Consider the following 22277-nt stretch of genomic DNA (forward strand, 5'->3'; position numbering starts at 1 on the left):
GAATGATGACATTAACAAGTAATGAATATAAAGAATATATTTTAGCATTAACAGAATTATTTGCGACTAAAAAAGACTATTTATGTGAACTAGATAGAAAAATTGGTGACGGTGACCATGGTGTAACGATGAATATTGGTTACCAAGCAGTGAGAGATACTGTCGAACAAGAACTACAAGAGCAAAATGATATTGCGAAAATTAGTGTAGCCGTAGGTAAAAGCTTCTTAGATGCAGTAGGTTCTTCAGTAGGGCCATTGTATGCTTCAGGTTATTTAAAAGCTGCAGTTGCAGTGAAAAATAAAACTGAACTTGATGATGAGGGTTTATTCGATTTTTGGATCTCTTTCAGTAAAGGCATTAAAGATAGAGGTAAAGCAAAAATCGGCGACAAAACTATGATAGATACACTGGAACCATTTTTCACAACGTTAGATGAACAACGCGTAAATGGTTTGTCATTCTCAGAAGCATTTGACAAAGCATTGGAACATGCGAAAAAAGGAATGGAAAGTACAAAAGATATTGTTTCAAATAAAGGGCGCTCAAAACGTTTAGGATATCGTTCACAAGGACACGTTGATCCAGGTGCGATGTCAGCATATTTAATGTTAGAAACATTTCAACCCTTTGCTAAATAAAAATAAGTAATAAATATAAGGAGGAACAAGATAATGAAAATTGCTATAGGTGCAGATCACAACGGTTATGATTTAAAAGAAGCGGTAAAAAAACAAGTTGAAGACATGGGTCATGAAGTTGAAGATTTTGGTTGCCATCATTGTGCAGAAACAGATTACCCTGATGTTGCTGCAGAAGTGGGTAAAAGTATTCAACAAGGTAATAATGAACGTGGCATTTTAATTTGTGGTACTGGTATAGGTGTTGCAATTGCTGCAAACAAAGTTAAAGGCATTAGAGCAGCAATGGCACATGATGTATACTCTGCAGAACGTGCACAATTAAGTAATAATGCTCAAATTTTAACTATGGGTGCACAAATTATTGGTGTTGAAGTAGCTAAGAAAAATGTAGAAGCATACTTAAATGTTGCATGGGAAGGCGGTTCTCAACGTAAAGTTGATAAAATCGTAGATCTAGAAACATCTGAAGCAGAATAGTAACTTATAAAATAAAAAATTGAGTCATAATTTGATATAATCAAAAAAGACAAAGCCTGTCGCAGGTTTTGTCTTTTTTGATTTTATAAGTCTTAAAGATGTAATAGCTTTATGTCTAAAACATGACAAATTTTAAAATGTATTGTTCATAAAAGTTTTCTTATATATTATTAAATTGTATGTAATAAATAAGTGAATGGAGGCTTAAAAGTGTCTATAAAAAGTAACTTTTTTATAAAGTTATATTTAGTATTTTTTGTAGCGTTAATTTGTTTAACAGTATTTTCAACGCAAAACGCATCGGCGCATGCGACACTTGAAAAAGTAACGCCTCAAGAAAACAGTACTGTTAAGTCGCAACCTAAACAGATATCATTACAATTTAATGAGCCTGTTAATACGAAATACTCTAGTATTACTATTTTTGACGATAGTGGTAATGAGCTTGATAATGTTAAACCTAATACCACAGGGCATAATAAAACACTGGACTTTGATGTTAATCATTTAAAAAAGGGAACTCATAAAATTAAATGGCATGCCATGTCAGCTGATGGTCACGAAGTCGGGAACCAATTTGAATTTTCTATTGGTAAAAAAACAGCTAATAATGTAGATACAACACCGCCGTTTTTTGAAACTGCAGCATTCTGGTTTGGCTTTTTACGCTTTTTAGCTGAAGGATCCATCATCGTGCTTATAGGTCTTTTCTTAGTTAATCAAATGGCTATTAAAAAAGGTTTGCCGGAATTTAATATCATTCCTAAATACCGTTCTGCAATTTGGATGATTATTGGCGTAACATTTATGACGTGTTTAGTTTATTTGATGTCGCTTACTTCAGATGTAAGTAGTGAGATATTAACTTTAAATATAGAGACGTTACTGCAAGTACCTTTATTATTATCATTATTAGGTATTATTGTTCTGCTTATTTTGTTTAGCTTAAAAAATATGTTAGCTAGCTGGTACACACTGATTGCGCTTATTATATTAGTCGTATTGAGCATGTCGGGTCATGCTTTTGCACAGCAATTTCCAGTATGGTCCATCATCATACGTACAATACATTTAGTCGGTATGTCGATTTGGTTAGGTGCATTAGTTTATCTATTTTGTGTAACGCTAAATAACAAAGTCAATCAGCTAACGAATATTAAAAACTTTTTATTAACAGTAAATAGTATCGCCGTCTTGATGATTATTGTATCAGGTGTGTTAATGGTAATTGATGAATCAAGCATATTAAATGTATTTAATCATCTTCAAACGTGGTCGATGCTAGTTATTGTTAAAGTCGCAGGAGTTATTGCGATGATGTGTCTTGGCGCTTATCAGACAACGCGTGCATTAAGCCGTCAATATACAAATAAATCAATGTTATCAATAGAAATAATTATAGGTATCGTACTCATAGTTGCAGGTATTATTATGAGTCAAATTAATATACCAAGTTAAAGGAGAAAAAATATGAAGAAAATAGTAGTTACTATCGTAGCATTTATTGTTGCTTTAAGTATGTCTAAAGTTGCCGATGCGCACGTAACATTAAACCCTAATAGCAGTGAGCCAGGATCATACGATAAGTATGATGTGAGAGTACCAGTTGAAAAAGACGACAACACGACAAAAGTTGAATTAAAAGTACCTAAGGGCCTAAACGTAGTAGGGGTTGAACCTGTAAATGGTTTTGAACATAAATTTACTAAAGATAAAAAAGGTAATATTACTAAAATTACTTGGGAAGCAACTAATGGTGGCATTAAACCGAATGAATTTATTGATTTACCAATTCAAGTAGCAAACCCTGATAAAGAAGGTAAATTTAAATGGGATGCTTACCAAACTTACAAGAATGGTGATGTTGTAAAGTGGACAGGAAATGAAAAATCTGAGACACCTGCACCTGTTACTACTGTAAGTAAATCAAGTAATAGCAATCAAGGAAACGAGCAAGGTGACGCTTCACATAGTAATGTAGCACTATGGATAGTCTCTATTATTGCTATCGTTTTATCATTAATTGCGATATTTAAAAAATCTCGTAAATCATAAAGAAAAGTGATATCTTTAGTAATGAGATAAATAGACTATGCGGTGGTTTATCAAATTAGGAGGGTCATCGATGCGTAGAATTTTATATGCATTTTTAATCTATACGATAATTGGTTTAATTAGTGGTTTTTATTATAGAGAACTAACTGTTGCGCATCATTTTACTGGTGACACGCAGTTGAAAGTTTTACACACGCATTTATTGATGCTAGGTATGTTTATGCACTTAGTGTTACTGCCATTTGAAAAACTGTTTAAATTATCTAGCTACTATATCTTTAATTGGTTCTTTATCATTTATAATCTTGGTGTTTTATTCACGGTAGGTATGATGTTTATGAAAGGTACTTACCAAGTAATAGGAAAAACAGTACCTGAATCATTTGCTGGTTATGCAGGTATTGGTCATACAGTACTAACAGCTGGATTTGTATTACTATTCTTTTTACTTAGAAATGCATTAATTAAAGATCCAAGAGATTAATTATTAAAAAAAGCTAGGACGGAACTGCCAACATAAAATATGAACAACTCATTTTACTGATGTAGTCAGGTAGAATGAGTTGTTTTTTATTTGCTTCATTGTTCTCGTATAAGCGGAAATTAAGAGATTGTAGATTATCGGGAATAAGCGTTATTTAAATTTACCACTATACTTAACATGTAAATATAAAGTGACGAAATAATGAATATACGATGATAATCGATTCATACAAAAGATAGATGTAAACGTTTATATTGATAATGGTTATCATTTATAGGATAATAGATAATGAAATAGAGTTAGTAGATTGGGAGGATTATTATGAAGGACGTTACAATTATAGGTGGTGGTCCTGCTGGATTGTTCGCTAGCTTTTATGCTGGTTTACGAGGAATGGACGTCAGTATAGTCGATGCCCAAGATAAATTGGGTGGTAAAATGCACGTTTACCCAGAAAAAATTATCTGGGATATCGGTGGCTTAGCCCCAAAACCATGTTATCAAGTAATAGAAGATACAGTTGCACAAGGATTACATTTTAATCCTGATGTACATCTTGAAGAAACTGTAACTGATATTAGAAAAATAGATGAACGACATTTTGAAATCGAAACACAAAAAGGGAATGTATACAGTTCTAAGTCAGTGATTATTGCTATTGGTGGAGGTATTATTAACCCTAAACAATTAGATATTAAAGATGCAGAGCGTTATAAATTAACTAATTTACACTACGTTGTACAATCACTGAAAAAATTTAAAGACAAAGATGTACTTATTTCTGGTGCCGGAAATTCTGCATTAGATTGGGCAAGAGATTTAAGTGGTTATGCTAAAAGCGTTACATTAGTATATAGAAAGGCCGATATTTCTGGTTATGAAGCATTGAAAAATATTTTAGATGATTTAAACGTTAAAAAGTTACCTAACAGTCGTATCAATCAACTTATCGGTGACGATGAAGGCGAACGTATCGCGCAAGTTGTATTAGAGAATATCGAAACGGGTGAGACTTATCAGCAACAATTTGATGAAGTGATTGTCAGCCACGGCTTTGATAGGGAAAGCCCATTATTGGAACAATCTTCAGCAAAAGTAGATATGTTTAATGAATATCAGATTAAAGGTTTTGGTAATACTACTACGAGTATCGATGGTTTGTTTGCTTGTGGTGATATTGTGCATCATGATGCCAAGGTTCATCTTATAGCAAGTGCATTTAGTGATGCTGGTAATGCAGCTAATTTGGCAAAAAGTTATATAGAACCTGATGCCCCAAGTGAAGGATATGTATCAAGTCATAATGACGTCTTTAAAGAATCTAATAAAATGGTAATGAAGAAATATTTATAACAATATAAAGCATTAATATTGTAAGACAAATCAGACTGTGTGCTATGGTATAGTCACAGATGATTTGTCTTATTTTTTAGGAGTGATAAAAGTATGATTAATGTAAAACACGAAGCACCTTCAGTTGAAGACTATTGTAATTTAAGAAAAGTTGCAGGTATGAGTGAAAAGACACCATCAGCTGCGAAGAAAGGTTTAGGTAATGCTTGTTTCGATGTCGTTATTTACGACGATAATCGCGCGATTGGCATGGGTAGAGTTATCGGTGATGGAGGTACGGCATTTCAAATTATAGATATAGCAGTCGATCCTCAGTATCAAGGATTAGGATATGGTAAAATGATTATGACGCATGTAAAGGGTTACATTGATTCTGTTGCTGAAAGTTCAAGCTATGTTAGTTTAATTGCTGACTATCCAGCAGACAAACTGTATCAACAATTTGGATTTCAGTCTACAGAACCCAATTCAGGAGGCATGTATATATTATATTAGGCATTGAATTAATAGCAGTGCCATCTAAAGGGGGAAGCGTTATGAGAATATTTGATGCACATTTTCATATTACAGACTATGACTATGACATAAAAGGCAACAATGGATATATGCCACCATCTTTTACCGCCCACGATTATCAACAACAAAGTACTAAGCTCAATATAGCAGGAGGCGCTATTGTGTCAGGTTCTTTTCAAGGATATGATCAACAATATTTAGTGAATGCATTACAAACTTTAGGTGAGCATTATTGTGGTGTGACTCAATTACCAGCTACAACGACGGATGAGGAGATTGTAAACTTACATAAACAAGGCGTTAGAGCTTTAAGATTTAATGTGCAACGCGGTGGCTCAGAAGATTTGTCTCAATTAGCATATTTTGCCCAACGTGTTTATGATTTGGTAGGTTGGCATAGTGAGTTGTATATAGATTCTACGAAGTTACCTCAAATAATGTCTACGATTGAACAATTGCCTGCAGTATCTATTGATCATTTAGGTTTATCTGAAGCGGGCATTAAACATTTATTATCACTCGTCGATAAAGGAGTACATGTTAAAGCCACTGGTTTTGGACGCGTAGATCTTGATGTAGTAAAGACAATGCAATCAATTTATAATATTAATCCTGACGCTTTAATGTTTGGTACAGATTTGCCTTCCACTAGGGCACCAAGACCATTCCAAGAGCAAGACATTGAATTAGTTAAGCAATCATTTGATGACACAGCATGTGAGAAAATTTTCTGGCAAAATGCAATGGATTTTTATAAGCTAAGCAAGTAATAAAAGTAATAAATTTTGACTAGGACAATGACTTGGATATAGGTTGTTTCAAGTATCGACTTATATTCACAAAAGTTAGTAGAGGGATGAATTAAATGTTGTTGTTTGTAACAATGATTTTGGTAGGGGTACTTATTGGATTTACTGGTGCTGGTGGTGCAGGTACTGTTATTGCAATATTAACAGCAATATTTGGTATTCCAGTACATACAGCATTGGGGACTTCATTGGCTTCGATGATTTTTACATCGTTGTCGGGTACGTTAAGTCATTTCAAGGCACATAATGTTGTGCTGAAAATAGGATTAATCACAGGTTTGTTTGGTGCAATTGGTTCTTTTATTGGGGCGCAAATTGCAGGATTTATCGATGAAGATATACTTAAATATTGTACAGCAGGAATGATGACATTTTCAGCATTTTTATTATGGCGTAGACTTTTTATGATACAACGTCCATCTAAAACAAAAACAATAAGCAAATCAGTAAATAATAATACTAATTTAATTGCTAAAGGTGCATTTGTAGGCATTATAACGGGTTGCTTATCTGGTTTTTTAGGTATTGGAGCGGCGCCATTTATACAAATAGGACTTTTAACTATCTTTGGTTTAACTGCTAAAAAAGCCGTGGGTACTACGATGTTAGTTATTTTACCGATTGCTTTTGTAGGTGGTTTTGGTTACTACATAATAGGCCATTTAGATATACCATTATTTATAAAGGTAGTATGTGGTACGATTATCGGTTCATATATAGGAGCCAAATTAACTGCATATGCAAATGAAGTATTTTTAAAAGTAGTAATGATAGCAGTTCCAATTGCATCTGCATTGTTACTTATATTTGGTAAACAATAAAGTATATATGAATAAATAACAAAGACGTTACAAATTATGAAAATTTGTAACGTCTTTGTTGTCTGAAATTATTTAATGTTAGCGTCAGTCGCATTTGTTCTTGAACGTAAGTCTGCTTCTATTTCTTCTAAGCTACGGCCTCTTGTTTCAGGTAAATATTTAATTACAAATATTAACGCTACAATACCGATAACTGCGAAGATTAAGAATACTTGTTCAACTGGTAAAACATCAGTCAATATAGGGAATAACTGAGCTACTAATAAACTACCAATTGATAAGATTAATGCTGCAAAACCAGTTGCCGCACCACGTGCGCGCATAGGGAATAGTTCTGGTAACATAACCCATAACACTGGTCCCCAAGTGAAACCAAAGAAAATAATAAATAAAGTTAAACATAAGATAATAATCCATGCAGAAGATTGAATACCAATCATCCAAATTAAGATTGCCATAATAAGTAATGAAGCAACCATACCACTATTACCGATAACTAATAACTTTTTACGATCAATTTTATCGATAATAAATATTGCTACGATTGTAATAATTACATTGACTGTACCGATACCAACTGTACCTAAAATTGAAGTTGCATCACCTAATCCAGCTTTACTAAAAATTGAAGGAGCGTAATAAATAATGGCATTGATTCCAATTATTTGTTGGAATAGGGCAAAGAGTGAACCGATAATCAATGTGGGACGTAACCATGGTGATTTTAAAACATTCCATGTACTTTCAGAAATACGATTTATTTCTTTCATGTCCGCAATTTCTTTATTAATTTCACTTTCGTTAAATGTCATTTTCATTACGTCTCTAGCGGCTTGTTCGCTTTTATGTTCTAATAGCCATCTTGGACTTTCAGGCATAAAGGCTACACCTATTAACAGTATAAGTGAAGGAACAACTGCTAAACCTAACATCCATCTCCAACCATCGATTGGTGTGAATGCGTAGTTAATTAAGTATGAAGCTAAAATACCGATTGTAATCATTAATTGGTTTAATGAACTTAATGAACCCCTTTGTTCTGTAGGAGCCATTTCTGATAAGTATACGGGTACGATAGCAGTAGAACCACCGACCGCTAAACCGATAACTAAACGACCAATAACCAATACTGGCATTGAAGGTGCTAACGCTAAAATAAGGGCCCCAACAATATAGACGATTGCAATAATAAAGACGACACGTCTACGTCCTAACTTATCGGACATTGGGCCACTAGCACCTGAACCGAATATTGCTCCAACTAGCATTGAAGCTACGACTAGGCCTTCAGTAAAACTATTGAGTGGAATATCATTTTTAATAAATAATAATGCACCGGATATAACTCCCATATCATATCCGTATAATAAGCCACCTAAAGCGCCTAGGAAGAAAATCAATTTTTTGTTTATTTTAATTCCCATACTATAACCCCTCTCGATTGTTTCAACCACAGTAAAGTATACGCTTTCATAATAAAGATGTAAATATTAAAGTATAACTAATTTATATAGTTTTAAATCTTAGTAAATATATATATAAAGAAATTTTTAACTAATATTGTTATCACCAAAGTAAAAAATTTGTTATAAAACAAAAAAAGACAACTTTCAGTAAATGAAAGTTGTCATGTCTAATGAATAGGGACCTAATTATTAAAATCTATAATAATTCTGCCTTTATTATTATGATCAAGCACGTTTTGAATGCCTTGTTCGATATTATCGAATGAGATAACTTGTTTAATATCGTGTAGTTGTTTTGGTTTCAAGTCCGTAGCAAGTCTTCTCCAAATTAATTGGCGACGTTTCATTTTAGTATAAACTGAATCGATACCAAAGACATTAATGCCTCTTAAAATAAATGGGAATACTGAACTAGTAAATTTATCGCCACCAGTCATACCGATTGTAGCTACACTACCATTATAGTCGATATGTTTTAGGACGTGAGCTAAACCTTCGCCACCAACTGGATCGATTGCTGCTGCCCAAGTGCGTGAGCCTAATGGTTTTGCATCATTGTCAGAAATACGGTCTATGACTTCTTTTGCACCTAATGAAGTTAATGTATCTTTCGCATCAGCTTTACCAGAACTTGCGATAACTTTAAAGCCGATTGAATTTAACATCATAACTGCTAATGTACCAACACCACCTGATGCTCCACGAACTAAGACTTTTCCATCTTCAATAGATAAACCGTTATGTTCTAAAGTTTCAATGGCTAAACCAGCAGTGTATCCAGCCGTACCGTAAATCATCGCTTCTTCTAAAGTAAGATTTTTAGGTAAACGAACAATCCATTCTTCTTTAACGCGTGCATATTCACTAAAACCACCATAATGTGAAATACCTAAGTCAAATCCGGTAACGATTACTTCGTCACCTTCTTCAAAAGCGTGACTGTCTGAAGAAGCCACTACGCCTGCTAAATCAATACCAGGTACCATTGGATAATCGCGAACTATTTTATTGTTATCTTCGGTAGCTAATGCATCTTTATAATTTATACCTGAATATTTTACTTTTATTAATACTTCACCTTCAGGTAAATCTTCTGTAGTTATATCTTTAAATTGAGCGTTTACTTTGCCGTCTTGTTCATCGACCACAAAAGCTTTAAATGTTTCAGTCATTGCTCTATGGCACTCCTTTATGTAAATAAAATTTATGAACAGTAAAAAAACTATTGCCACAATATCATGAAAACATACTATTCACAATAAGGCTAATTTTATTTTTTTACAGTAAATGTAGAAGTTTATATAAAAAACAATATTTTCATTTATACAACCGTTTAATTATAAAATATACAAGTAACTTACACAATGATAGATTTTAAATTATTTGTAAAAGTAATGTTAATTATGGTTGGAATTGAAATGCGCCTAATAAAAATATAATATATTAGTATATTTTTAAAATCAGTGTATGAAATGGGTGAGTTGTATGTCTTACGAAATTAAAAAAGTAAAATCAACAGAATTACAATTATTAAAAGAGCTTGGAATAAAAACTTTTCTTGATACTTTTGAAGACAGTTATAGTGATGAAGATTTTCAAGATTATTTTGATTCGGCATTTACAATCGAAAAGTTAGCTGAAGAACTAGAAGATAGCAATTCGGAAACGTATTTTTATGTAGTTGATAGTAACATAGTAGGCTATTTTAAATTAAATATTGGTGAGTCACAAACTGAACCAATGGGTGAACAATATTTAGAACTACAACGAATTTATTTTTTAAAAGAAGCTCAAGGTGGGGGCAAAGGCGCGAATGTTATTAACTATGCCGAAGAACGCGCAAAAGCTTTAAATAAAACGCATATCTGGTTAGGTGTGTGGAAACATAACGAACAAGCGCTGAAATTTTATAATAAACATGGTTTCCAAGTAACCGGTGAACATCGATTTGTTACCGGAGATACGGTCGATTTAGATTTAGTAATGGAGAAATCCGTAGTACATTAACATAATAATTTATTCAGAATCCAACCTCAATCACATGAAACTCATATTGTTTTTAATAGTGTCCAAATATATTGCCTTATTGTTACAATTTTAATTTCATTTAAATATTATTAAAATTTTTAGTATTTAGGTTTATATAAAAAATTTTAGTGTATAAAATAGTTAAGCTTACCAACTAGCCACTTCGTAAAAAGTGGCAATACATATGATGGTTTGCACACAGTAAGCATATTTTTGAGGAGGTTGTATTCTATGAAAAAACTTTTGGCAGGTATTTTAACGTTATCTTTGGCACTTGCAGCGTGCTCAAACGGTGACAATGGTAGTAGTAAGGACGATTCTAATAAAGATAAATCGTCTAGTTCAGACAAAGCTAAAGACTCAAACAAAGATAACAAGAAAAATAACGATGATAGCTCTAAAGCTGACAAAGACAGTGACAGTAAATCAAAAGATAGTAATGGCAATGACAATGCGTCTTCTAATGACAGCGACAAGTCGGATAATAACTCGAACAGTAATGGTAATGGAAACGATTCGTCTTCAAGTAGTAATAGCGATAATAATTCAAATGGTTCAGATGCGGACAATTCAAATGGCAATAGCAATGCTAACGGTAATGACAATAGTAATGCAAATAGTAATGCAAACGCTAATGCAAACGCTAATGCTAATGCGAATTCAAGTGACGATAATGCCAACTCAAATTCACAAAATGGTGCAACAAACAACGGTTCAAATGGTAAGTATGTAGCTCCTTACCAAGGACAAAACGCAGTACCTGTAGCACAAAATATTTCATCATCAAACGATAATTCACAACAAGCATTACGTAACTTACCAAATTTCCAAACTTCATTAGATCAAGCGACTAAAGAAGTAAATGGTTTGAACGGACAAAATAATCCTTATAATGATTATGCAGTTGAAGGTAGTGACGGTAATTATAGTTATATCTTTAGTTTCCAAAACCAAGCACAACCAGGCACTTATGCAATCGCAACTGTAGATAAACAAGGAACAGTACGTATAGTTGACCCTGCGTATCATCAATAATATTTACTTACAATATAAAAGCTGGTAAAGACCTCATCATAGGCTTTACCAGCTTTTTTTATTTATGATAATTAATATGTTTATTAATTATATTTGAAAGTGTCTCGAAAGCGTGATTGTTATCATTTACAAAGGCATTATTCGTAATTGATGTCATTTGAAAGCTAACTAAATCATTGAGTAAGGCTTTAGCGTCACTATATCTGACTGTTGCTAAGGAATGCATAACATCATCATAGACGCCACGTTCAGCAATGTATTGTTCATGATTAGGCGTGTACTGACAAACTGTTTTATCTAATGCTAATGCGTCAAAAATAATTGATGAATAATCAGTCAATACAACGTCTGCACTTAGTATTAAATCTTGTGTTTCAAGATTAGTGGGTGCAATAATGGCATTTTCCGGTAAATAAGTAGAATTACTTTCAACATGACCTTTATAAATCACATTGTATTTATTTAATAAACCATCGCTAATAGGGAATAACGCTTCTTCGTCTGATTCTGATTTCCAAGTAGGCGCATATAATAGAGTTGGTTTTTCAGTATCTAATTTTAGTTCATGTTTTATAAACTGAATATAAGGCGCATCAAATTGTTTGGCCAATAAATATTTCACTCTTGGATAACCACAACTTATGACATTTGTATGTTGTAAAGGATAAGCACTTTTGAAATAATCAACGATTTCTTCACAATCACACACTAAATAATCTTGCTGTAACCATTTATTGTATTTACGAGCACGATAATTATAAATATTAAGATTTTGATATGGCTCGTGACTATCTAAAAATAATTTTTTAATTGGTGTGCCGTGCCAAAGTTGAATAATAGTACCGTTAGGTTGTAGCGAGTCTGGTATATTACTTTCTAATATAACTACTCTTGCTTCTTCTATAAGCGATTTAGCTTTAGGGTCATCTGGATTAATAAAATTAGGACCTTTTATATCACTTGTAATGAAATAAATAGGTATTTTAGCAAAGTGCTTGGCAAAATGATTAAATAAATAACGTGAATTTCCTCTAAAGCCATAATCAAAACCTAAAAATACGATATGATCTTTGAGTTTATTGGCATTTTTTTCATAGATATAACTTTGTTGTTGATGTTTTTTTACAAAGTGTCGTTGTACGCTATTAAATATCCAATGCGGTAGTTTAAACTTTGTTTTTAACAGTAATTTATCAACGAAACGTAATGTGTCTGGCGCTAAAATTTCTTGTTGTTTGAAGGGCACTTTATGACCATGTATATATGCTAATTTATTTAGATTGTATTTTGTCGTGTTTAACAGAGAACAATTTTTAACAGTTGACCATATAGCACTAGAAGTAGTTATATTTTGAGTGAAGTTATAAACTACATGCGGATCGACCGCTACTTCATCTTGTAGTAACGAAATAATAGCTAAATCAAAAATATTATTGATTTCGTGTGTGTTAAGTATGTCTAGTGTTGTTGCAATATCAAAGATAACGTTAGGATAGTGATTAATGTTTTCTATCCAATCATTAAAAGTGATTGTTGTTTTGCCAAAATAGCGACAATCGTTTCTATAGAATTGGTCTACCGTATAATCTGTAATGATAGTACACGGTTTTAGTTCAACAGCGTCTAACATATCCTCATATATCGTAATACTGTCTGATAATGCTACAAAATGAGAATAGCCATCTTGTATAGCTTGTTCTAGTCGGCGTGTTAAATCTTGCCAACTTTCTATAGTTAATTGTTTAATCATAAATTATCTCTACCAATCTTTATTAATTAATTTTAGTGTTATTAGTTCAATGAAGCGTTTAATCATTTAACATAGTTAGAAATTGTGTATAAACGGCATTTGGCTCATATGCTTTAACAGTCTTATAACCATTTTCCACAATGTCGGCGTTATTATCGTCATTAGCAAGTAATGCTTGTAGCTTGTTTGATAAAGCCATGACATCGCCTTGAGTCACTAAATAACCATTTTGTTCGTTGTCAATAATTGACGTAGGACCAACAATATCATCAAAACTTACTACTACACTTCCCTGATTCATTGCCTCCAATATCACCATGCCAAAACCTTCGTTGCGAGAAGGTATGACAGTGTATTTACTTTCGGCTAATTTTGTTGATAATGACTTCGTAGTCGGATTTAACGAAATAATATCTGCCAAGTTAAATTGTTCAATTTGTTGCTGTAGGTGCGTTCGTTCTTGACCTTCGCCATAAATAGCTAATTTATAATTTTGCTCGCGCATCACATTTTGAATATTATTGATACTATCAATGAGTAAATCAAAACCTTTTTCATATTCTAAACGTCCGGCAGCAATGATTAAGTTGCGTTTACTTAGAGATTGGCGTCCTTCATTTAATACATTCGGAACGACATAAGCCGGTGTATCAATAACAGATTCATAGCGTTTCTTATCATTGCTCGTTAATGTAGTAATTTTGTCTAAATGGCGATATGCTTTTACGATTTGATCCTGATAAGCAGTAGGGTGAGCGTCGAAATTCATGTGTTCCATACCTATTTTTTCTACATTAGTAGGTGCATGTTGTGTGATGAAAATATTAAAGCTAGCACGTGTACCGATTAAGACGTCAGTGTCTACTGATTTAATACTACGAATCATTTTGTTCTCAACGTAAGAAGAAAATTGATATAGTCCCGGTTCATGTTGAGATAACACTCGTGGTTTATTGAATGGTGTGAATTTTCTTAAACGGTTATAAAATATATCTTTAACATTTGAAGGATGTAATTGATAATTAGTTAATGCAGTGATTTCAATATTAGGATGTAACTCAAAATAAGGTTCGTTACTTCCTTTAAAAACAGAAATAATTTTTACATTATGTCCTTTTTGAGCTAATACATTCGCTAATTGTGATATTGACTTTACAGTGCCACCCATAGCGTAAATATTGTGAGTGAAAAAAGTGATTGATTTCATTATTTATCCCCCAAAAAATAATAATGCTTATAAAAAATGTGTCCAAAGTTAGTAACATAAGCATTATTTTCTATAAAGTACCTAGTTAATATCATTAATTATATGAGAAGAACTTATAACTTTCAATTATTGTTAAATAAGCATTTAAATAAGAAAAATAGGGTATACAATATAAAGATAAGCCTTAACTAATCGTTAAAAAAATTAATGTTTAGTTTTTGGGGCTTTTTTCATTGTTGATTTATGTATATAATTAAAGAAGTTGATATATGTAAATTGTTATTGTTTGTAAGCATATAATATGACAATGATACAATAACTAAGAATAATGATTTTTTATTTAAGACCAATAGAAAGCGCTTTATCGATTTCATTATCATACGATGAGTACGACTTTGAATTATGTATGAAACCTTTCTATGAACATTTATAAAAGGGGGACTGTATTTGTTATGACTACACAACATAGCAAAACAGATGTCATCTTAATTGGTGGCGGGATTATGAGTGCAACGTTAGGAACTATGTTAAAAGAGTTAGCACCTAACAAAGAAATTAAAATGTTTGAAAGGCTAGATTCACCAGCACAAGAAAGTTCAAATGCATGGAACAACGCGGGCACAGGGCATTCGGCGTTATGTGAATTAAATTATACTAATGAAGACAAATATGGCGGTATAGACATTAAGAAAGCCGTTAAGATAAACGAACAATTTCAAATTTCAAAACAGTTTTGGAGTTATTTAGTTAAACAAGGTAAATTAGAAGATCCTCAAGCCTTTATTCAACCTGTACCACATATGAGCTTTGTACAGGGAATTAAAAATGTTGAATTCTTACGCAAACGTGTAGAGTATTTAAATGAAAATATTCTGTTTAGCAATATGGAAATTACAGACGATAAAGAGAAAATCAAATCATGGGCACCATTAATGATGGAGGGTCGTACTTCTAATATCCCTATGGCAATTACTTATGATAAAACAGGTACGGACGTAAACTTCAGCAGTTTAACACGCCAATTATTTGCCAATTTAGCAGAGAAAAATGTTGAATTAAATTATGAACACGAAGTACAAGACATTAAACAACGTAAAGATGGCAAATGGGAAGTCACAGTTAAAAACTTAAAAACAAATCAAACAGAAGTTGTTGAAAGTGACTTTGTATTTATCGGTGCTGGTGGCGCTAGTTTACCATTGTTACAAAAAACTGGTATCAAAGAGTCTAAACATATTGGTGGGTTCCCAGTTAGTGGCTTATTCTTAGCATGTTCAAAAGAAGAAATTACTAAACAACATAATGCTAAAGTTTATGGTAAAGCCGCTGTCGGAGCACCACCTATGTCGGTTCCACATTTAGATACACGTTATATAGATGGTAAACGTACGTTATTATTTGGGCCGTTCGCAGGCTTTTCACCTAAATTCTTGAAAACAGGTTCAAATATGGATTTAATTAAATCTGTAAAACCAAATAATATTGTAACGATGTTATCAGCAGGCATTAAAGAAATGAATTTAACGAAATATTTAATTTCTCAATTAATGTTATCGAATGAAGAACGAATGGAAGACTTGAGACTGTTTATGCCTAATGCTAAAAGCGAGGATTGGGATGTAATTGTTGCAGGTCAACGTGTTCAAGTTATTAAAGATACTAAAGAAAGTAAAGGTAATTTACAATTTGGTACAGAACTCGTTACTTCTAAAGACGGTTCATTATCAGCGCTGTTAGGTGCTTCACCTGGTGCATCAACTGCAGTAGACATCATGTTAGATTTATTGAAAAAATGTTATAAAAATGAATTTAGCCAATGGGAAGATAAAATTGTAGAAATGATACCTTCTTATGGTCAAAAACTATCTGAAAATGAAGCGTTATATAAAAAAATAAATGAAGAAATCAAAAAGAATTTGAAAGTAAATTAATAAGTTGAAAGCACCTTCTATTTTAATTAAATAGAAGGTGCTTTTTTATTTTGTATGAGGTAATGTAATCGTAAATATTGTAGCGTCATCTTCGCTATTTACTGCGATATGACCATTGTGTAGTTCGCTAATGGTTTTGGCGATAGCTAAACCAAGACCATTGCTATTATCGTGATTGCTCACTTTATAAAATCTTTCAAAAATATGTTGCTGCGTTTGTTTATCAATCACGTTACCTTCATTTTTGATTGTAAATGTGATTGCGTCGGCATTTTCTTTTAAAGATAAATCTATAATGCCGTATTCAACAGAATATTTAATGCCATTCGTAATTAAATTTTGAAATGCTTGATGTAGTAATCGTTCATTACCGACATAATTGATGTCAGCTAAGTCGGACATGATTGTTATCCCTTTTTGTTCCGTGGCGAAGCGCTCATGACGTACGATATCAGTAAGTAGGTTATTTAATTTAACTTTATCGTTAAATGATAAATGTGAGCCATTATCAAGCTCTGATAATAATAGTAATTCTTTTGTGAGCTCACTTAATTGTGTAGTAATGCGATAAATTTCGTCCACATAATAAGCTTGTTCTTCTTTTTTTGTCGTAAACGTAAGTTTATCTAACAATTGATGAATATGTGTAAGGGGAGTTTTAATTTCATGTGATACATTTTGCACAAAATGTTGTCGCATCGAATCTAGCTCTTTTAATGATTGTCGCATCGTATCAAATCTATATTGTAATGTGCCTAGTTCGTCCTTACGTGTAACTTTAATTGGTGTTGAAAAATTACCACGCATCATAAGTTCTGTAGAACGCTTTAATTGTTTGACCGGCTTAATGATAGCGTAAGTAGATAATATAACTAAAGTGATTGAAATGACTAATAAGAGTGTAATTAACACTGCTAAAAAGACTCTAAATTCACTAAATGTTTTACCTATATCTGGACGCATAAAAACGGCAAATTCTTGATTGTGCGTCGTAAATTTAACACCGACAGTATTAGATGTCACGTTTTCAAAAAAGCCTGTAACAAATAATTTGTAAGGTTGATTTTTTATGCCATGATAATCTTTATTATGTAGTACCTGAGAGATAGCATGTTGCGAGATATTATCTTTACGAAAAGGTTCGCCATAAAATTGTTTATGTCCATGTTTATTAACAGTCAAAATTTGGTAATTCATGTCACCCAAATGTTTAAAATAATCGCTACTATATTTAGGGCCATCGTTCATTTCAAAAGCTTTTGCTTCTTTTAATGTGCGCATGATTTTAGCGTCATTATTTTCTTTTAAATAAACATGGTAATATACGTTCGTTATAAGGAAACTTACTAAAGCACTAAAGACCATTACTATGATTGTGTATACTGCAATTCTAATATATAAAGATTTAAACATAATCATCCACCTTATATCCTAACCCTCGTACGGTTTTAATCGTTACATCTGCATTAAGTTGTTCTAGTTTCTTACGCAGTCTTTTAATGTGAACGTCGACAGTTCGTTCATCGCCCTCATAATCAAATCCCCAAATCTTTTCAATTAAATCATCTCTACTAAATACTTGCTTAAAATTAGAAGCTAGTAAAAATAATAATTGAAATTCTTTATTAGGTAAATTCATAGTCTTTCCATTAGCTTGTATTTCTAAATAAGGTTGATTAATAGTTAAATTATTAAGCGTAATTTCACTATTTGAATTGATGTTATAACGTCGTAATACGGCTTTAATTCTAAACATTAGTTCTTTTATTTCAAATGGTTTAGTAACATAATCATCGGTTCCAGTTAGGTAAGCACGTTCTTTATCACTCAGTGCATCACGTGCTGTTAACATAATTACCGGCATTTCATAGTCTTCCTTTAACACCTTGCAAAGTTCAAATCCATTCATGCCTTCCATCATTATATCAACAATACCAATGTCTACCGAATGAGCTTCTAAATAAGTTAATGCTTTTTCAGCACTTGGTTGTGTGATGGTTTGAAGACCTTCACGTTCTAAATATGTAGACACATAGTCTAATATTTTGGGATCGTCATCTACGATTAAACAAGTCGTCAAGATTCGCAACTCCTATCTGTTTATATTGTTAATTCTGACTGTCAGTTTAATTCAAATATAGTCGTTTTAAATTTTTTTAGCAAATATGAATTTTGTTCATATTCAGTTCATATAACAGTCTTATTATACAAATATAAAGTTAACAGAGGAGTGAATATACTATGAAACTAGCACTACAAGAGATGAAATTCTATAAATTCCGTTTTATTTTAATTATGCTCATCATTTTATTACTAAGTATTATGGTGTTATTTATAAGCGGTTTGGCACAAGGACTAGCAAGAGAAAATGTTTCTATGTTAAATAATATGAATGCACAAAAGTACGTCATGCAAGATAATAAACAACCACAAATTGAAAAATCTGTATTATCAACAAAGCAACAAAAAGAAATTAAAGATATTACGAAACAACAACCGATGAAAATAGCACCTCAGACCCTAAATATCAATAAAGATGAAGAAGACGTTATGATGATTAATAGCGTAAAAGATAAACAACCAAAATTAGAAAAAGGTCATTATCCGAAAAACAACAACGAAGTCGCTATTAATAATAAATTAACTGCGGACGGCTTATCAGTAGGAGATAAAGTCAAAACAAAATCTGGTGAGAAATTGACTGTCTCTGGTATTCTTACAGATACGATGCATGCCCACAGTTCAATAGTAATGATGAATAATAAAGGATTCGACGATTTGAATAAACGTAGTTCAGTAATCTTCCCAGTGAATAAATTATCAAAAGATCAACAACAAAAAATAAAAGATTTAGATGGTGTTAAAACGTATAGTGAGAAAAATATCACTGATGAACTTCCAAGTTATCAAGCTGAACAAGCACCATTAAACATGATGATAGTGAGTCTATATATTATAACTGCTATTGTATTAAGTGCCTTCTTCTATGTTATGACAATTCAAAAAATATCAGAAATTGGCATACTTAAAGCAATCGGTATCAAGACAAAACATTTATTATTAGCTTTAGTAACACAAATCGTGTTAAGTACAATGGTCGGAGTTATTATTGCTATCGGCATCATTAGTGGATTATCAATGATTATGCCAGTATCAATGCCGTTCCATATAACAGCTACTAACTTGGCAATCGTAGTAGTCATATTTATTTTAGTTGCAATTATTGGTGCAATCTTATCATTCGTTAAATTATTTAGAGTAGATCCTATAGAAGCCATTGGAGGTGCAGAATAATGACTTTAACAGTAAAAGAAATTACAAAATCATTCGGTAAAGGTCAAGCTGAAACAGAAGTTTTAAAAGGTATTAATTTTAATGTGGACGATGGAGAGTTTGTTATTTTAAACGGTGCATCTGGTTCAGGAAAAACAACGTTACTAACTATTTTAGGTGGTCTATTAACGCCTAATAGCGGTGATATTATTTATAATGATGCGCCCTTGTTCTCAGCAAGTAATAAACCTGCAGATTTACGTCTAAATGAAATAGGACTTATATTTCAATCATCTCATTTAGTGCCGTATTTAACAGTTAAAGCTCAACTAACAACTTTAGGTAAAGAAGCTAAAATGTCTAAAAAAGACGCTGATTCTAAAGCACAAACACTATTGGAAAATATAGGATTAGCACATCGTTTAAATGTTTACCCACATATGTTATCAGGAGGGGAAAAACAACGTGTAGCTATAATGAGAGCGTTTATGAATGATCCTAAAATAATTTTAGCCGATGAACCTACAGCTAGTTTGGATGCAAGCAGAGCAACTGAAGTAGTCCATATGATTAAACAACAAATTCAAGAGAACAATATGATTGGTATTATGATTACACATGACCAACGTCTATTCCAATATGCCGATAGAATTATAGAATTAGATAACGGTAAAATTGTAGATAGCAATAAAGAAACAGTTTCGAATTAAGCTAAAATAAAAAGGAAATCATCATTAAGATGATTTCCTTTTTATTATTTAAAATGACCATAACGCAAAAAAGCTTAAAATAAATAATGCTGCGAAATAAATCGTTAGTACGGCTTTATACTGATACATTAATGCCAGATAATCTCTGATTAACGCTACCTCAAAGAAATGATAGGGTGTTCGACTGCCTAGCCCTTTAAATTTTAAATTGAACTTTTGACCGAATCTAAGCGCACGTAATATGTGAAATTGGCTTGTGACACAAATCATTTTTGTATTTCTGGAAATATGGTTGATAAGTAATAACTTGGTATATTTTATATTTTCATAAGTGCTTGTAGAACGATCTTCCATTATTATTTGGTGTTGTGGTACATCGTTAGCAATTAAATAACGTTGCATAGCTAACGCTTCAGAAATGGGTTCGTCTGGTCCTTGCCCGCCACTAACAATAATTTGTGCAGTGGGATTGGACTGAAATAATTTAAGAGCACACTCTAAACGGTCTTTTAACATAGGTGTTACTTCTTCCGTGAAAATACCTGCACCTAATATTAATATTGCATCGCAGTGTTGTTTAACTGATACATCAGCATAACTAGACGACCATATAGTATAACAAATTAGAGAGAATAATGCGCTGAAACCTACTGCAGCTAACCATAAAAATACAAAGTTGAAAAATAATGGTATCAAGCTAATATAAGTACAGGCTAATATAAAGATACACAGTTTGATAACAATGATATATAATCTTCGGAGAAATAATTTGCTATTATTGCTTTTGAACAGGTGTCGATGTTTAATGTGTAATAAAATACCACCTATAATAATTGTTATGATTAAATCTATAGGAAACGTGTCTTTCCAGACATGGTAGGCGATGCTTATAAAACCTATGATTACTACTGTGATATAAGCATTCAAAGAGATAAAGTATTGTTGACCTAAAGTTAAACTAATAAAAATTAAAACAATAGCAATACAGAGTATAATTGTTGGTAAGTACATCTTGCACCTCGATTGGTTAATTTATAATTAATGTAGAGTATTCGTTAGAAATAAGCAACTAGAAGTCCTTATTGCTTTAAATTAAAAAATTTTAAAAGTGTATTATAAATAATAAATAAAGTTTATATGTTAACCATTATTCTTATAATGCTTTATTACAACCTAATTTATTGATATTATATAATTAACATATTTAGGTGAGAGTGACCATTTTTTAAAGGACAAAGCTAGTTTGGGGTGCGAGGTTTATGGTTAAAAATATTAGAAGTCATATTGAATTTATGGGTGGTTTTTTAGATGACATCAATACTTTGTTAGCTAAACTACTTAAAGATTTAAGAGAAGAATATAACATCTCTAAAGAACAAGAAAATGTTATTATGATGTTGGAAAATGAAAAAGCTTTAACGTTAACAGAAATTACAGAAAGACAAGACGTTAATAAAGCTGCTGTAAGTCGTAGAATTAAAAAACTTATTCAATCGGGCTTAGTAGAATGGGATAAAACAGAAGCACATTTAGATCAAAGATTGAAATACATTAAGTTAACCGACAAAGGGAAACAATTTAGTAATGAATGTAAATCTATTATTAGCGATATCGTAAGCGATATGTTGTATGACTTATCGGAAGAACAAATCGAACAAGCGCGCTATGTGTTAGAAATCATTGACGACCGATTAAAAAACTTCAATGTTAATAGTTAG

At 32.2% G+C, this 22277-nt stretch carries 22 protein-coding genes; 15 read left to right on the forward strand and 7 right to left on the reverse strand.

Going from position 1 to position 22277, the window contains the following annotated elements; all coding sequences use genetic code 11:
* Window positions 1-5 precede the first annotated feature (5 nt).
* The 9 genes from dhaL to C7J89_RS04235 all read left to right on the forward strand — a co-directional run bounded on the left by dhaL (window position 6) and on the right by C7J89_RS04235 (window position 7159).
* Complete coding sequence (dhaL, locus tag C7J89_RS04195; protein WP_061853602.1) at window positions 6-641, forward strand: dihydroxyacetone kinase subunit DhaL; 636 nt, start codon at window positions 6-8, stop codon at window positions 639-641.
* Between the two features lie 33 nt (window positions 642-674).
* Complete coding sequence (gene rpiB / locus C7J89_RS04200) at window positions 675-1121, forward strand: ribose 5-phosphate isomerase B (RefSeq protein WP_061853601.1); 447 nt, start codon at window positions 675-677, stop codon at window positions 1119-1121.
* A 210-nt stretch (window positions 1122-1331) separates the two neighbouring features.
* Window positions 1332-2579 (forward strand): copper resistance CopC/CopD family protein, encoded by a 1248-nt coding sequence (locus tag C7J89_RS04205; protein ID WP_172459000.1) that lies wholly within the window; start codon window positions 1332-1334, stop codon window positions 2577-2579.
* A gap of 12 nt (window positions 2580-2591) precedes the next feature.
* Entirely contained in the window at window positions 2592-3176 is a 585-nt protein-coding gene (locus C7J89_RS04210; protein ID WP_103296055.1) for a YcnI family protein, read from the forward strand.
* 70 nt (window positions 3177-3246) lie between these two features.
* The gene (locus C7J89_RS04215) at window positions 3247-3660 is read left to right on the forward strand and encodes a DUF2871 domain-containing protein (protein WP_061853598.1); all 414 of its coding nucleotides are present in this window, start codon (window positions 3247-3249) and stop codon (window positions 3658-3660) included.
* Window positions 3661-3981: 321 nt separating this feature from the next.
* Window positions 3982-5013 (forward strand): NAD(P)/FAD-dependent oxidoreductase, encoded by a 1032-nt coding sequence (locus C7J89_RS04220; RefSeq protein ID WP_061853597.1) that lies wholly within the window; start codon window positions 3982-3984, stop codon window positions 5011-5013.
* A gap of 93 nt (window positions 5014-5106) precedes the next feature.
* Entirely contained in the window at window positions 5107-5508 is a 402-nt protein-coding gene (locus C7J89_RS04225; RefSeq protein WP_061853596.1) for a GNAT family N-acetyltransferase, read from the forward strand.
* Between the two features lie 41 nt (window positions 5509-5549).
* Window positions 5550-6299, forward strand: coding sequence for an amidohydrolase family protein (locus C7J89_RS04230; protein ID WP_103296056.1), 750 nt, complete (start codon window positions 5550-5552; stop codon window positions 6297-6299).
* 95 nt (window positions 6300-6394) lie between these two features.
* A complete protein-coding gene (locus tag C7J89_RS04235; RefSeq protein ID WP_103296057.1) occupies window positions 6395-7159 on the forward strand; it encodes a sulfite exporter TauE/SafE family protein in 765 nt (254 codons plus the stop codon).
* Window positions 7160-7227: 68 nt separating this feature from the next.
* Here the strand turns inward: C7J89_RS04235 and glcP are convergent, their stop codons facing one another.
* On the reverse strand, window positions 7228-8583 hold the full coding sequence (glcP, locus tag C7J89_RS04240; RefSeq protein WP_172459001.1) for a glucose transporter GlcP: 1356 nt from the start codon (window positions 8581-8583) through the stop codon (window positions 7228-7230).
* Window positions 8584-8807: 224 nt separating this feature from the next.
* The gene (locus C7J89_RS04245; RefSeq protein ID WP_103296058.1) at window positions 8808-9797 is read right to left on the reverse strand and encodes an acrylyl-CoA reductase family protein; all 990 of its coding nucleotides are present in this window, start codon (window positions 9795-9797) and stop codon (window positions 8808-8810) included.
* Window positions 9798-10110: 313 nt separating this feature from the next.
* Between C7J89_RS04245 and C7J89_RS04250 the strand changes: the two genes are divergently transcribed.
* Both C7J89_RS04250 and C7J89_RS04255 read left to right on the forward strand, forming a co-directional pair.
* Window positions 10111-10632: a GNAT family N-acetyltransferase gene (locus C7J89_RS04250; protein WP_061853592.1), complete on the forward strand. Its 522-nt coding sequence runs from the start codon at window positions 10111-10113 to the stop codon at window positions 10630-10632.
* A gap of 252 nt (window positions 10633-10884) precedes the next feature.
* The gene (locus C7J89_RS04255; RefSeq protein ID WP_103296059.1) at window positions 10885-11688 is read left to right on the forward strand and encodes a hypothetical protein; all 804 of its coding nucleotides are present in this window, start codon (window positions 10885-10887) and stop codon (window positions 11686-11688) included.
* Between the two features lie 58 nt (window positions 11689-11746).
* Here the strand turns inward: C7J89_RS04255 and C7J89_RS04260 are convergent, their stop codons facing one another.
* Together C7J89_RS04260 and C7J89_RS04265 are read right to left on the reverse strand one after the other, a co-directional pair.
* On the reverse strand, window positions 11747-13438 hold the full coding sequence (locus C7J89_RS04260; RefSeq protein WP_103296060.1) for a CDP-glycerol glycerophosphotransferase family protein: 1692 nt from the start codon (window positions 13436-13438) through the stop codon (window positions 11747-11749).
* 58 nt (window positions 13439-13496) lie between these two features.
* Window positions 13497-14645 carry a glycosyltransferase family 4 protein gene (locus C7J89_RS04265; RefSeq protein WP_061853589.1) on the reverse strand — a complete coding sequence of 383 codons (1149 nt, stop codon included), beginning with the start codon at window positions 14643-14645 and terminating at the stop codon, window positions 13497-13499.
* Window positions 14646-15097: 452 nt separating this feature from the next.
* Between C7J89_RS04265 and mqo the strand changes: the two genes are divergently transcribed.
* The gene (mqo, locus tag C7J89_RS04270; protein WP_103295664.1) at window positions 15098-16576 is read left to right on the forward strand and encodes a malate dehydrogenase (quinone); all 1479 of its coding nucleotides are present in this window, start codon (window positions 15098-15100) and stop codon (window positions 16574-16576) included.
* Between the two features lie 45 nt (window positions 16577-16621).
* Here mqo and C7J89_RS04275 read toward each other — a convergent pair whose 3' ends face one another.
* Window positions 16622-17989, reverse strand: coding sequence for a sensor histidine kinase (locus tag C7J89_RS04275; protein WP_103295665.1), 1368 nt, complete (start codon window positions 17987-17989; stop codon window positions 16622-16624).
* A complete protein-coding gene (locus tag C7J89_RS04280; RefSeq protein WP_061853586.1) occupies window positions 17982-18656 on the reverse strand; it encodes a response regulator transcription factor in 675 nt (224 codons plus the stop codon). The genes C7J89_RS04275 and C7J89_RS04280 overlap by 8 nt, the downstream gene beginning before the upstream one ends.
* A 161-nt stretch (window positions 18657-18817) precedes the next feature.
* Between C7J89_RS04280 and C7J89_RS04285 the strand changes: the two genes are divergently transcribed.
* Window positions 18818-19870: an ABC transporter permease gene (locus C7J89_RS04285; RefSeq protein WP_061853585.1), complete on the forward strand. Its 1053-nt coding sequence runs from the start codon at window positions 18818-18820 to the stop codon at window positions 19868-19870.
* Window positions 19870-20559, forward strand: a complete 690-nt coding sequence (locus tag C7J89_RS04290; RefSeq protein WP_103295666.1) for an ABC transporter ATP-binding protein — start codon at window positions 19870-19872, stop codon at window positions 20557-20559. The genes C7J89_RS04285 and C7J89_RS04290 overlap by 1 nt, the downstream gene beginning before the upstream one ends.
* Before the next feature lie 48 nt (window positions 20560-20607).
* Here C7J89_RS04290 and C7J89_RS04295 read toward each other — a convergent pair whose 3' ends face one another.
* Entirely contained in the window at window positions 20608-21570 is a 963-nt protein-coding gene (locus C7J89_RS04295) for a YdcF family protein (RefSeq protein WP_103295667.1), read from the reverse strand.
* A 248-nt stretch (window positions 21571-21818) separates the two neighbouring features.
* Between C7J89_RS04295 and C7J89_RS04300 the strand changes: the two genes are divergently transcribed.
* A complete protein-coding gene (locus C7J89_RS04300; RefSeq protein WP_061853582.1) occupies window positions 21819-22277 on the forward strand; it encodes a MarR family transcriptional regulator TcaR in 459 nt (152 codons plus the stop codon).

Origin of the sequence: Staphylococcus kloosii, assembly GCF_003019255.1 — a bacterium.
GTDB classification, from domain to species: Bacteria; Bacillota; Bacilli; order Staphylococcales; family Staphylococcaceae; genus Staphylococcus; species Staphylococcus kloosii.